This is a genomic window from Leptospira noumeaensis (assembly GCF_004770765.1).
Taxonomy (GTDB): Bacteria; Spirochaetota; Leptospiria; order Leptospirales; family Leptospiraceae; genus Leptospira_A; species Leptospira_A noumeaensis.
Map to the genome: position 1 here is coordinate 61,623 of NZ_RQFK01000009.1, position 13,776 is coordinate 75,398.

The following is a 13,776-nucleotide window of genomic DNA, read 5'->3' on the forward strand; positions in this document are numbered from 1 at the left end:
TCCATAAATAAGTCAAATATGTCAATTTATATATCATTGGGGCAAAAAAAAGACCAACCGAAATGGTTGGCCTTTTCCTTTCTCATGAAGAGAAAACGTAGGATTCGGCGACTTACCGATATCCTTCTGATTTGATTTCGCTGTGGTCTAGGTAAAGACCAGTAGCAGTTACAGATGGAGCACGATAGTGTCCTGTGTATTGAGTGTAAGTTACATTTGAGTTGAAAGGCCAGATTCCTTCACTTTGTGTGAGAGAAGATTGGCATTTATTCAAACCACCTGCTTTGTTGTATCCGCAAGAAGAGTGGTAGGCAACAGCATAGTCATCTTCTCCAGGAAGGATAGCTGATGCACCAAACATACCTTTGTATCCAGGAACGTGGTTTACAGCAACACCAGCAGTGTTGTTATGATTGAAGGCACCGCGTGCAGTTCCAACGATAAGAGATTTGTCCATTGCGTTTCCACCGAAACCGAAAGTGATTCCGTTGAGTGCAGAAGCAAGTTCCGAACCACCAGAAGCGGCAGCAAGAGCTGTTACTTTTGTAAGGTTAAATCCTTTTGCAGATGCCGTAGAACCAAGGTTAGACAACCAATATTCGATTGCATAACATCCAGCCGAGTGGCAAACGATTTTGCAAGAGTTAGATCCTTTGCAATAGTTTGTAAGACCAGTCGCGATATTTGTTTGTGCGCGAGCAGATCCAAATGTTCTTGGGTCAGAAGTTCCATCGTATCCGATGAAAATTTTAGATCCAGAAACGGAACTAGTGGAAGATCCCCAGTATCCATTTACATCTGTTGTTCCCACACCGTTGTGGTTTTTGTCTGACTTACCGTGAATGAACACAGTGTAAGTTTGGGCACTGAGCGATCCTGCAAACAGCATCGCAAGTATTGTTGTGATTGAGCTACGCATCTCTTTTTTATCCTTTTCCTTTCTTTAAATGATACCTATTTTATCTCCAACCTTCGGTTTTGATTTGACCGTGGTCGAGATAGAGTCCTGTAGAAGAAACAGATGGAGCACGGTAGTGACCACTGTATTGGTTGTATGTTTTATTAGATCCGAATGGCCAGAGTCCTTCGTATTGAGTGAGGGATGCTTGGCATTTGTTGAGTCCACCAGCGCGGTTGTATGCACAAGAAGAGTGGTAGGCAACAGCATAATCATCTTCCCCAGGAAGAATTACAGAAGCACCAAACATACCTTTGTAACCTGGGACGTGGTTTACTGCAACACCAGCAGTATTGTTGTGGTTAAAAGCACCGCGTGCAGTGGTTACGATAAGAGATTTGTCCATTGCGTTTCCACCGAAACCGAAAGTGATTCCGTTTAGTGCGTTCGCAAGTTCTGATCCACCAGAAGCCGCAGCAAGAGCCGTTACTTTTGTGAGGTTGAATCCTTTTGCAGAAGCCGTAGAACCGAGGTTAGACAACCAATATTCGATCGCGTAACATCCCGCAGAGTGACAAACGATTTTACAAGAATTAGACCCTTTGCAATAGTTTGTGAGTCCAGTGGCAATGTTTGTTTGCGCACGAGAAGATCCGTAAGATCTGGGATCGCTTGTTCCATCGTATCCGATGAAAATTCTAGTTCCACTAACAGAGTTAACCGAAGATCCCCAATACCCATTTACGTCAGTGGTTCCCACTCCGTTATGATTTTTGTCAGATTTTCCGTGAATGAAGACAGTGTAAGTTTGGGCACTTAATGATCCCGCTAAGAGAAATGCTGTGATTGTGGCTAGAATGGTTCGCATATTTTTTCCTGTTCTGAAGGTGTGTTCTCCTTGTTTTATAAGTTTGGCAAAAGATTGACAAGAAATTTTTTGCCCATTTTAGACAAAATTTTAACATAAATTTGACATTGTCAGGGTTTCTCTGACAAGACTAGGGCGAGAATCCTAGGATTTGGCTAGGGGGATGCGGATGGAGAAGAGGGTTTTCCCAGGTTCACTTTCCACATGGATGTTTCCATTGTGGTTTTGGATGATCTTCTGGACAATGGAAAGCCCGAGACCTGTACCCATTCCAAGTTCTTTGGTGGTAAAAAATGGCTCAAAGATCCGGGGAAGGATGTCAGCTGGGATTCCTTTCCCATTGTCCTCGATGGTAATGAGAGCCTCTGCGCTTTCTTCTTTCAAAAAGATGCGGATTTTCCCTCCATCTTTGGGGCAGGCTTGTATGGAATTATAAATCAGGTTTGTCCAAACTTGCACCAGTTCGTCGGCGTGACCCAAAATCACTGGATCACTCTCCACTTTCCAATCGATCTCAATGTTTTGTTTCCAGCTGGTGGAATACATAGAGAGGACAGAGTCAATTCCTTCTTTGAGTGAGAGGAGTTTTTGGGATTCTTTTGGTCCGGAGTAGGAATGGTGTTTGAGAGCAAAAACAATTTTTGAGGCTCGTTCCACTGCAGTTTCAATAATTCCTAAATGGAAACCGATGACAAAATCATTCAGTTTGGATTGGAATAAAAACCTTCCTTCTTCGGTATCAAAGAGTTTTTGGAATTCTTCGGGAACCACTTCCATTTTAAAATCAAAACAAGTATCAGCGAGTGAGATGGGATCTGGGATTGACTTGGATTTAAAAAAAGCGATGAGTTCTTTTTTTCTTTTGAACCTTGAAGTTACTTCGGATCGTCTTTGGTTTTTAAATTCGGAAATGAATTTTTCTGCTAAAAGATCATTGTCAGTTTTGTTTACGTTTTCACCAAAACTTTGCCCTTCTTTGATGAATTGAATGCTTCCTTTAATGGCTGCTAGTGGGTTGTTGATTTCATGCGCCACACTTGCTGCAATTTTTCCAAGAGTTGACATTCTCTCTGCTTGTAAAAGTTGTTCTTGGGTTTCTTTTAATTCTAAAATGGTTTGGTTTAACGACTCGGTTCGTTCTTCAATTTTTTGCTCTAATTGGTGTCTTGCATCCCGAACAATAGAAATCATTTCATTGAAACTATTCGATAATTCTCCAATTTCATCTCTACTGGAAACTTTGACCGTGACAAATAAATCCCCAGCTTGCATTTTTCTGATTCCAGAAAGTAACCTGGTTAAGGGATAAACGATACTTGTTTTATGTAAAACCGGATATAACATAAAGATGGTGAATAAAGAAAAAAGTAAAGTCACGATTAACCAAACTACGGTTTGGTGGACAGTGCTTCTGTATTCAATGTAAGGAATGGCAACAAAAAAGTGGTGGTTTTTTGCATAAAAATCTGATGTCCAATAAATCTCCGAAGGATCTTCAGAAAAGGAAATTAGGTTAAAATGCTCAAAAGTTATGGGGCGGTTTTTGACTTTTTGTAATTTGTTTTTGGTAAAATCAATTTTATTAATTCTAAAACTTTCATCTTGTACATCCACAACCAGATCTGATAGATAAACAAAAGGATAAATGGAACCTAATTCTAGTTGGGTTTTGATACTATGTTTTTCCCTGCTCATTTCGTTTTGGAAGTCGGAACGGAATCGATTAAAAAGAAAATTGGCTACAATTGAAAGTATCAAATAAAGTACTGTTAGGTTAAAAGTCATAATTTTGAATCCAACAGTGGAAGGGATTGTTTCTTGGTTGAGAGAAACCAAGACAAGAATTGTCATGATAATGATTGTTAGGTTGGTGAGTAAAAATAAAAAGGTTGGTTTGCTGAAGTAATTTAAATCTACCAATATATCTGCAAACGCGAGAGATAAAATTCCAAAAATGGCTAATAAAAATCCCCCTGTATTTCTTTTTTTGGATCCTTCGAATCGGAAATACTTTGCAATGAGTGCCACAATGGTATTCCCCAGTATCAAACACAAAACTCCAGCTATGGACAAAATGGAAAGTTGGGTGATGGGTGAAGACACGTGTTGGTTCGGTACATAAAATTCCATCTTGGGATCAAATAGAATCTCGCGAAAGAAAAACCCCGTTCCATTGGCAAGGATGGCGAGGGTGGCAAGGAGGATGTGGATGCGTAGGCTCCATTCCTTCCACCTAGGAAAACTATTTTCCTGAAACCTAAAGGCAAGTTGGGAAGCGGAAACTCCCATAATCAGAATGGCAGGGTTTTTTAAAAAAACAAAAACATAGGCCGTCCAAGGTGCCACGAATGAGTTACAAATCGACCAGGCAACTGACCAGAAAAAAAGACAGGCCAGTGGGATAAGTAAGCCCCGAAAGGTGGGAGTTAGATCCTCCTTCCGTGACAAAAAGTAGGCAAAGGCAATCCCACTCACCAAACAGAGGCCAAAATAGAAGAAACTATAAAGATTCAGTAGGGGAGCCAAGCAATCCAGATATCCAGGATCTTTGACTTTAGGCAAGCATTTGATTTTCCCTGGGGACATTTACTAGTGCAGTGCACAAAAAATAGGTTGCCCGCGTAGGGGCTCGGGAAATCATGGACTTATAGTGCGATGCACAAATGAAAGTCTAACAGAGGACCCAATGCGAAAATCTAAATCATTCACCAAAATTTTAGGAACAAGCCTCCTGGTGCTAATTTTCCTAATGGAATCTTACGGAAAAATCAGCTCCGCCGGTTATAGCAAAAATAACGATATTTCCAAAAGAAAACTGGAGGTTTATATAGCCAAACACAGGCCAGGACTTAGCGCTCAGGAACGAAAAGAACTAGTTTCTGTGGTGGAAAGGGCATCCTATAATCTCCGATTGCCCGTAGGAAACAAACAGGAACGGATTGATAAACTTGGTTTTCTTATCGGTCTCATTCATACCGAATCCCAATTTCATAAACGTGCGAAGTCCCATAAAGGAGCACTCGGTCTTATGCAAGTGATGCCAGCTACAGCAAAGTGGCTTGCTGCAAAAGAAGGAATTCCTTTCCAATCCGCAAAAGATTTATATGATCCAGAGATCAATTTGCAGCTTGGTGTTTTATATATGAATTATTTAATCGAACGAACGGAATCTTTAGAGGCGGCATTGTTATCTTATAATGCAGGTCTTGGAGGTTATAAACGATTTGGAGGCATTCCAGAGTATTCAAAGTCTGTGTTCAGATACTATGAAGATTGGAAATCAATGCAAATCCCTACACAAAGTTTGATTTCCGAATCGGTTGCAAGTCTTCTTTCCATTTAAATTTTACTTTACATAGTTTCAAAACAGACAAGGCTCTTATCCGTTTTATAAACAAAAAGGATGGGAGCGTATGGATTTAATTCGTAGATACGGCGTGTATCTAGCAGTTGTTATATTGGTCGTAGTTGGCCTTATCTTCTATATTTCAAAGGATAATACCGGTTCTGATCAAGATGCCAGCGAAAAAGCCAGACAAGAACGGATGGCAAGTGGTTCGGATCCAACGCAAGGTGATTACGGTTCAGGAAATGGATCTGATGGTTCTGGTGGGATTCCAGATGATGGAGCCACTCCCGAATACATTTTAGAAAAATATTTAGAATGGGCTGAATACCCTCCATTTTCAAGACCTATGTCCATTCTAAATCATGATTTAGCTTTTCCATTTATTATCGAAAATTCTCCTGACTACTCCATAGATCCAAAAACGAACGAACCAACAGGTTACGTATGTTTGTTCCAACCCAAAACTTGGGCCGTGATTGGTAACAAGGACATGATGTATGTAACATTGGAATGTCGTGATAAAGCAAGAAATCGTGTGAAGGTATCCATAGATTCTCACCAAGTATTTAAAGAGTGGGAAGGACAAAGGTTCGGAGTTGTCAGTGCATCCGTGAATGACAACGGAACAGATGGTGACCAAACTCGTGGTGATAATATTTTTACTTTTTCATGGAAACCACAAAAACCAGATTGGGGACAAATGTCTCTTGTGGCGGAAATCACTTATGGTCCAGAAAATTTAAAAACCACTCTAACTTCTAGTTTCTTTTCTAGTCCATCTATCCCTGCAGAATTCAATGGAGTGTTTTCTGATTCCTTACAAGATGGATCACTCATTGTTCGTGCGGTGGTGAATGTTTATAAAAAAGGAAAGTACCATTTAGAAGCCAATTTAAAAGACGAAAAAAATGGGGAATATATCGCCTATGCAGTGTATGACGGTGATTTAGTTTCTGGTTCCAACGAAGTGGAATTTACTTTTTTTGGAAAAATCCTTAGAGATAAAGATTTGGACGGACCTTATTTAGCGACATCGTTTCGTGGGCACCGCGTAAATTTACCAATCGATCCAGAATGGTTTAACCAAGGGGCGGAAGGCCTTAGAAAAATCCAAGCTGCCAAAACAACAGAACCGGATCGTGAACTTGTTTTGCCTTATAAAGATGAATACAAAACAAAATACTATAAGGTGGAATCTTTTTCGAATGCAGCTTGGGATTCGGCAGACAAACAAAATCGCATTCGTCAAATTAAATCGTTGCAATAACCTATGTTAGAAAAAGTAAAAAAATTCATTAGAAAGAGACCTTTTTTAAGTCTCTTTCTTCTTTTCATCCTAACCCTTCCTGTTACCTTACATATTTTGTTTTGGGGACTTGTATCCTTAAAAGCACCAAAATACAGCGGTGAAATTGTTTCTGAGAAATTAACTTCTAAGGTAACAGTCATTCGAGACGAAGCGGGGATCCCACATATCGTAGCTGGGGACGCAAAGTCCGCCTATTTTGCGCTAGGTTATACCATGGCACAAGATCGGATTTTCCAGATGGAATTACAAAGACGGATTGGAAAGGGGGAACTCACTGAAATTTTCGGAGACAAACTCATTCCCACAGACCAGTTTTTGAAATCTCTTCTTTTGAAAAAAACTGCAGAAGAATATGCAAATAAAAAAGACCATGTCCATCCTGAGGCTTGGAACCAACTGGATTGGTTTTTGGATGGGGTGAATCATTTTCTTTCCGAAGACAATTTACCAATTGAATATTCCATTCTTGGGATCAAACCGAAACCGTTTGATCGAGTGGATGCTATTTCCTTCTTATTTTATATGGGATTTTCTTTTGCAGAAGGAATCAAATCGGACAGTTTGTACACCATTTTGGAATCGGAGTTAAAGGGTCGTTCTGCAGCCGAACTTTTTCCACGTTATGATTTTGAAACCAATGCTACCATTTTGGAAACTCAGCCTGGAGTCCAAAGGTTAGCCAATGGTGAAAATTTCAAAAAAATAAATCCAAGTCAAATCCAAAACCAAGGTTTAAATCCAAACTCAAATCGCGGTCGAGTGACTTCTTCTGATTTAAAAAATCAAAAGGTTGGATCCGATGTATTGAATTTAAAACAACTTGTTTCCTTTGTGAAAGATCTCCAGTTGCCAATTGAACCTTTGGAAGGAAGCAATTCTTGGCTTGTGGGACCTAGTCGTTCTGAAAGCGGTGGGGCAGTGCTTGCGAATGATCCGCACATTGCACTTTCCAATCCAGGTGCTTGGTATGAGGCTTATATCGAATACCCTGGTTATGAAAACTACGGATACTTTCTTTCCATCATTCCTTTTCCTCTCATCGCTCATAACAGAGACAAAGCATGGGGACTCACCATGTTGGAACAAGATGATGTGAATTTGTATTTAGAAACCATCGAAGCGGGAAAATTTAAAAGTGGAACTACTTGGAAAGATTTAACCTATTATAAAGATGCAATCCGAAAAAAAGACGGAACAGAAATCCCATTTGAAGTAGGAATTACAAACCACGGCCCACTTGTGACAGAACATATCAAAGGTTATAAAGGTAGACCGGTCAGTTTGTATTGGGCCCACCATCATTTAGAGAATCCTTTGCTCGATGTTCTTTACCAAATGGGAAAATCAAAATCTTTTACGGAGCTTGATTCGGCATCCTCGATGATTGGGGCTCCTGGGCTTAACTTTAGTTACGCGGATAAAAGTGGAAACATTGCATATTACGCTGTGGGAAGATTCCCTATTTTGAAGTCAGGAAATTCACGTAAAATTTTAGAAGGTTCTACGGGAGAAAATGATGTTACCGGATATCTTCCGGCAAAAAACAATCCCAAAATCATCAATCCAAAAAATGGAATCATTGTGACTGCCAATAACCAAGTCGCAAAATCCATAGCAGGGCTTGGGAAACCAGAAGGGAACTGGCAACCACCAGATCGTTTCCAAAGGTTAGTTGGTATTTTGGAAACAAAAGAAAAGTGGAGTTTGGAAGAACTGGCTGCCATCCAAAACGATACTGTTTCTTCTTTTGCTCCGGAGTATTTGGATCTTGTTTTATCTTCTGTAAAAGAGGCCAAAACACCGAATGGAAAAAAAGTCCTTTCAATATTAAAAACTTGGAACTTTGAACATTATCCTGAATCACAAGGTGCTGCTGTTTATGATGTATTTTTTTATATCACCCTACGTGAATTGTTAATCGATGAGATGGGAACCGCCAACTTTGAGTTATATGGAGATATGGCTGAATATTGGAACGCCTACCGCAGGTTTGTCCGTAATCCAAGTTCGCCGTATTGGGACGATTTACGAACGGAAGGGGTTCTTGAATCTAGAGAAGATATATTCAAAAGATCGATTGAAGAAACTGGTAAATATTTAGAATCTCATCTTTCTGCTTCCCCGAGCCTTTGGACATGGAAAAATTTGTATAAAATCAAACACCCACATCCACTCGGTGTACTTCCTCTCATCGGCGGAGTGTTTAATATTGGTCCACTTCCATCAGCAGGTGGAGCCGAGGTGGTGAACAACTTAAAATACAAACTGATGAAAGAAGATTGGACGGCCACAGCCGGACCTTCGAAAAGACGAGTCATTGACTACGGTCGTTTTGAAGAATCGGTGACCCAACTTCCCATTGGGAATAGCGGAAATCTTGCTAGTCCCTTTTACGGAAATTTGGTGGATGATTATATCAATGGTGTGCATCGAAAAATCTTGTATTCGAAAGAACAAGTCGGTGCTGGAAAATACCGTTTGGAATTTCGCCCCCGTTAAAATCTAAAAAATTTCCCCACATTACCTGTGGGGATTTTCCTTTTTTCTACTCTGAAAGATTCGTTTCCAGCCGATCCTTAGAGTAGATGTTCCGTTCCTTCCTTCTTTCTATTTTTTTTGTAACGGCAACTTTTGCCCAATCCTCAGCGGATAGATTAGCCTTTGCTTTTCGTAGCCAGGCTTCACTTGACCCTTTACGAATGATTGTTGTGGGTGAAGTGGTAGGAATTGAAAAAGCCAGTTATTATGAAGTGGATACACTTTCCCAAGAGTTGGAAGTGGATACAAGACCCGACACGGTCACAATCAAAGTGGCAGATCCCAAAGGAATTCGTTTAGGACAAACATTATATCTTTTAGAAAAAAACCAAGACCACAAAACCTTCCGTGATGGAAACATCGTGGGGATGATCACTGTAAAATCAGTTTACCAAACGACTTTTTTCGGCTGGCAAGTGCGTGGAGAAGGATACTTACGGCTGATTGAAGATCGTCCCGTAACGGCCGCTAGATTATTAGATACAACCAAATACGATGAAGCCTTTATGGCAAAAAAGAAAGGTGATCATTATTTTGCCAAAGGGCAAATGGATGAAGCTCTTAGAATGTACAAACATTCTGTTTCCCTTGACCAAGGGTCACCTGATTCTCATTATGCGCTCGGTAAAGCCCATTGGAAAGATGGAGAAGGGTATGTATCCACTGCTTTTGAATATTCAATGGCTTGGAAAAATAGAGAACGATTTTCCAATGCACAGGAACGATTGTTATTCCTCGTTGATTATTTAAGGTTCCTCACTTATTATTTCAAAGTAGAAGGAAAAGAAAATAAAAAACAACTGGACCTTATGCCTCAAGTAGCTAAAGAAGCAAGAAACCTTTATCCAAAAAATTACGAGGTTTGGTTGTATAGTTTTGAAACTTCTTATTTGAATCTTCTGCATTCGAATATCGCAGATACGGGCGTCGATGGACGTAAAAAAAGAGAAGAGTGGGCTGAACGTTCGGAAGAATACCTAAAAAAGGCTTACTCACTCCGGAAATCAGATTATTATCTACATAAACTTGCTTGTGAGTTCTACAATCTAAAATGGAAAGAAACACGTGGTTCTACCAAAGAATCAGAATACAGAGATAAACTTGTGGAACATGGAAAATTGTTACGCCTCTATTATACAGGGGAAACCACTTTGTCTGAAGATTTACTCAATGCGATTCGTTTGGCAGAAAAACAATCAGGATCATTCTGAAAGAATTTTCATACTCTTTTCAAACAAATAAGATTCTAAATACAACATATCATCCGGGGCCGAACTAAAATAGTTCACCCCTAAATGGTAATGATCTCCCCGATCCAAAAACCGAATGATTTCCCCGCGAATGATCATGGTTCGATCCTTACTTAAAGGAATGAACATTTTGATGATATTATGCCTTTTCAAATATTGAAACAAACGTTTGTCGTAGATTTCAAATAGAAGTCCATCAAGAGAAATGTCTACAACCTTTGTAGTTGATTGCATAGTTTCATAACTTCCATGTTGGATGGCAATTTTTGTGAAAACATAACTGATGATTTCTGCCAATTCAAAAATATACACAGCTTGGCTTTGGGAGATTGTAAACCTATCCATAGCAGTGGAATGTACTTTGATAAACCCAACTACGTCTTCATACAATCGAATGGGAGTGATGACATAAGAAACATAAAAATCCCTAGACTCATGTTTACGCATGGATTCAAAAAATTCTAAAGCAAATTCTTCTCCGAATTCCTTTGACATTTCTTTGAATTCGTTAAAATAATTAAAAAGTACGTCATCACTTGGATCATTGATATAAGAAGTGATTCGATTACAATCAGGGATATAAATAGACTTACCTGTTCTAAGAATGGTTTTTTTGACAAAATCCTCATATTCATTCAGTTTTTCATCGGATTGAAAAAAATGAATTTTATAGTCTTTGGAAATTCGTTCGATGGCTTCCGTTAACATCACATTGATGAGTTTGCTATCGGGTCTATCTTTTCGTACTTCCTTCATTAGGTGAGGGAATCGACTTTCCGCATAAAGGTTTTTTCCGACTTCTCTCGAACCACCAGTCAAACTTCTAAATAGAATGATAAAGTTCATAAACAAATCATCCACTGGGATCCTTCGATTTGTCCTAAGTTGGTAGGACTGAAGCTCTGTCGGCGTTTTGATGATTGTTTTTTCTTTTTGGATATCGAGGATGACTACTTCAAATTGATAGTTGATGTTCATCACTTCAAAACGCACTCGGGCACGCCTGGAACCTTCTTCCACCAAGTCAGGAATCATCAGTGTCACTGTATGGGCTTCAATTTCTTCCACAGCCGCAACCAGTGAATGTTCCTCGTAGATAAATTCAAATTCTCTGTTATCGGCTTTCAGGTAATAGAAGAGGTGTTTGACTATGTTCACATCCGACCCGATGATGGTTTCTTCAAATAACGATTCTAAAATCGTTATGAGTTCCTGCATCGAGTCTGTTCTGCCGATCGCCATACTAAAATTATCGATTTTTAGAGAGCGAAAATCGATTTTCCTAGGAGGAAAATGTGATAGGAAACGACAGAATTCGCCGAAATGGGAAGTATATGGAACTCACTCTCCCAAAACAAGTTAATCCTGAACTTTTACCGATGATCCGCCAAGGACTTCTCAGTCCGGAGAAATTAGCTATCTTAACTGAATTGTATGCCGTTGTGGAGAGGTTTGCCGGTTCCCTTTATACTGATGAGGAAACCCAAAAGAAAATATTAGAACGGACGGGTTCCCTCCCTGACCTCATCACTTGGAGTGATTACTTCCAAACGGAAGTGGCTTCTCGTTATTTTTTAGAATCAGAAGATTCTTTAAAACGAATTGTGGATACCATTCGTTTTGATCTCATTTCGGCCCATTTGATTTTTAGTGGAAAACCAGACCATTACAAAGATAAAATTAGAGCAGAGGTACTTGTGAGTAAGGGAATTGATTCTGCACTTCCCAACCAAAACTTAGAAACACAACACCTAGAAATTTTACTCAATTACTTTGAAAATATGGAGATTGGGAACAAACCTTTATCTTTACAAGATAAAGCCTGGTACGAATCCTTTCAGATAGATGAAATCGCGATTTGAAACCAAAGAGTATGAATTCCTAGAAATTGAATCCCGTGAAACTGAAGATGGAAAGATCGTTTCCGTCTTCTTAAACAATCCCACTTCCCGTAATTCCATGACTTGGAAAATGGGGGAAGAGTTTGCCGACCTAATCCATTCCATAAGAAAAGAAAAAGTCCTTCCTCGGGCCGTGATTGTCTCCGGGCGAAATGATGTGTTTTGCGCTGGTGGTGATCTAAATTTACTCAGATCTTTTTCAGAAAAAACATTCTCACAAAACAGGCGTGATATGAGAAAGTTCTACGGTTTCTTTTTGTCAGTTCGTAAATTACCTGTTCCCGTGATTGCCGCAGTCAATGGACATGCGATTGGAGCTGGCCTTTCCTTAACCTTTGGTTGTGACCTGCGAATTTTTGCCGACGAAGGAAAGTATTCTTTTAATTTTGTTAGGCTTGGAATTCATCCAGGAATGGGTTCTAGTTTTCTATCTCCTGAATTACTCGGAAAAAGTTTGGGTGGAAGGCTTTTACTCACAGGGGAAACTTTTGATGGTAAGTTTGCCAAATCTTGTGGCCTTGCACTGGACAGTGTTCCTAAAACAGAAGTGTATTCTCGTGCGATGGAACTTGCATTGTCCTTATCGAAAGCGGCCCCTCTCGCCTTACAAGAATTAAAGAAGAATTTATACTCCTGGAAACAACTGGATAGTGCTCTAAAAAAAGAAGCAGAATCGCAAGCGAGAAACTTTATTTCGGACGACTTTAAGGAGACAATCAAAAGTATCTTAGAAAAGCGGGAACCTAAGTTTACCGGCAAATAAAAAATTTAGAAGGTTTCTAAATAATGGCTCGACATGTTTTTTTTAAGAGGTTACACCTAACCTGAATGGCGGATCTTCCACTCAATCCTGATTGTTTTGCTTGTGATTATAAAAATCACAATGTCTTACACTGTGCTGCGCATGAGACCATCGAAAGGATCAACGCTGGCAAAGATTTCACCGCCTTCCCCCGAGGAAAACAACTGGTGACAGCGGGTGTCAAAGCCGATGGTTTTTTCTTTATCAAAACAGGTCTTGTTAGGAGTTACGTGCAGTTGGCTAGCGGTAAGGAACAAACCTTACGTCTCAGTGGGCCAGGGGATTGGGTTGGGTTTCGGGACTGTATTTCTGATTCTATCTCCCACCACAATGTTGTCGCTGTGGAAGACACTCATGCCTGTTATATCACAGGGGAACTCATCGATGCCCTAGTCAAAGATGATATCAACTTCCAAAAAGAAGTTTTCAAACAGATGGCTAAGGAATGGCAGGAGATGGAGGAACATGTAGTTTCTCTTGGAACCAAACAAGTCCACGAAAAATTAGCAGAAATTTTAATCGTTTTAGACAACGCCCAAGGTCGTAAAAACCATGTGGAACTCAAAGTCACTCGGGATGTCCTTGCCACTTTCATAGGAACCAAAACAGAAACCTTGGTACGAGCCCTTTCTGACCTTAAAGCAAGGGATTTTATTTCCGTGGATAAAAACCGCATCGACATTCTGAACAGAGAAGCACTCTATTCTCTCTCAAAAATAGCCTAATTTTTTTTTGGAATCTGTTAAGCCGGCGGAAGGGAATTCCGATGGTAGAAGTGATTGATAATCAAGGTAAGGTCTGTTGCCTGATTTTACCTTAAGTCACTCCCGGGGGGGCATTCCGAAAGGATTCCCCCTTTTT

11 protein-coding genes are annotated in these 13,776 nt (G+C 39.9%); 7 read left to right on the forward strand and 4 right to left on the reverse strand.

All coding sequences use genetic code 11. The features are described from left to right. Positions 1 to 112 precede the first annotated feature (112 nt). The 3 genes from EHQ24_RS02010 to EHQ24_RS02020 all read right to left on the reverse strand — a co-directional run bounded on the left by EHQ24_RS02010 (position 113) and on the right by EHQ24_RS02020 (position 4,292). Positions 113 to 919 (reverse strand): hypothetical protein, encoded by an 807-nt coding sequence (locus tag EHQ24_RS02010; RefSeq protein ID WP_135600036.1) that lies wholly within the window; start codon positions 917 to 919, stop codon positions 113 to 115. A 40-nt stretch (positions 920 to 959) separates the two neighbouring features. Next, positions 960 to 1,766: a hypothetical protein gene (locus EHQ24_RS02015; RefSeq protein WP_135600037.1), complete on the reverse strand. Its 807-nt coding sequence runs from the start codon at positions 1,764 to 1,766 to the stop codon at positions 960 to 962. 144 nt (positions 1,767 to 1,910) lie between these two features. Then, positions 1,911 to 4,292 (reverse strand): ATP-binding protein, encoded by a 2,382-nt coding sequence (locus EHQ24_RS02020; RefSeq protein WP_135600232.1) that lies wholly within the window; start codon positions 4,290 to 4,292, stop codon positions 1,911 to 1,913. Positions 4,293 to 4,452: 160 nt separating this feature from the next. On the opposite strand from EHQ24_RS02020, the gene EHQ24_RS02025 reads away from it, so the two are divergent. The 4 genes from EHQ24_RS02025 to EHQ24_RS02040 all read left to right on the forward strand — a co-directional run bounded on the left by EHQ24_RS02025 (position 4,453) and on the right by EHQ24_RS02040 (position 10,173). Next, positions 4,453 to 5,109 (forward strand): lytic transglycosylase domain-containing protein, encoded by a 657-nt coding sequence (locus EHQ24_RS02025; protein ID WP_135600038.1) that lies wholly within the window; start codon positions 4,453 to 4,455, stop codon positions 5,107 to 5,109. A 70-nt stretch (positions 5,110 to 5,179) separates the two neighbouring features. Then, positions 5,180 to 6,382 carry a hypothetical protein gene (locus EHQ24_RS02030; RefSeq protein ID WP_135600039.1) on the forward strand — a complete coding sequence of 401 codons (1,203 nt, stop codon included), beginning with the start codon at positions 5,180 to 5,182 and terminating at the stop codon, positions 6,380 to 6,382. A 3-nt stretch (positions 6,383 to 6,385) separates the two neighbouring features. Then, complete coding sequence (locus tag EHQ24_RS02035; protein ID WP_135600040.1) at positions 6,386 to 8,923, forward strand: penicillin acylase family protein; 2,538 nt, start codon at positions 6,386 to 6,388, stop codon at positions 8,921 to 8,923. Positions 8,924 to 9,009: 86 nt separating this feature from the next. Further along, positions 9,010 to 10,173, forward strand: a complete 1,164-nt coding sequence (locus tag EHQ24_RS02040; protein ID WP_135600041.1) for a tetratricopeptide repeat protein — start codon at positions 9,010 to 9,012, stop codon at positions 10,171 to 10,173. Here EHQ24_RS02040 and EHQ24_RS02045 read toward each other — a convergent pair. Next, complete coding sequence (locus EHQ24_RS02045; RefSeq protein ID WP_135600042.1) at positions 10,165 to 11,454, reverse strand: PilZ domain-containing protein; 1,290 nt, start codon at positions 11,452 to 11,454, stop codon at positions 10,165 to 10,167. The two genes, EHQ24_RS02040 and EHQ24_RS02045, sit on opposite strands and share 9 nt — an antisense overlap. Positions 11,455 to 11,546: 92 nt before the next feature. Here EHQ24_RS02045 and EHQ24_RS02050 point away from each other — a divergent pair, with 92 nt between their 5' ends. From EHQ24_RS02050 to EHQ24_RS02060, 3 genes are all read left to right on the forward strand, one after another. Then, positions 11,547 to 12,074, forward strand: coding sequence for a hypothetical protein (locus EHQ24_RS02050; protein ID WP_135600043.1), 528 nt, complete (start codon positions 11,547 to 11,549; stop codon positions 12,072 to 12,074). After that, a complete protein-coding gene (locus EHQ24_RS02055; protein WP_135600044.1) occupies positions 12,058 to 12,876 on the forward strand; it encodes an enoyl-CoA hydratase/isomerase family protein in 819 nt (272 codons plus the stop codon). The genes EHQ24_RS02050 and EHQ24_RS02055 overlap by 17 nt, the downstream gene beginning before the upstream one ends. Before the next feature lie 65 nt (positions 12,877 to 12,941). Then, positions 12,942 to 13,640: a Crp/Fnr family transcriptional regulator gene (locus tag EHQ24_RS02060; RefSeq protein WP_135600045.1), complete on the forward strand. Its 699-nt coding sequence runs from the start codon at positions 12,942 to 12,944 to the stop codon at positions 13,638 to 13,640. The last annotated feature ends 136 nt before the right edge of the window (positions 13,641 to 13,776 follow it).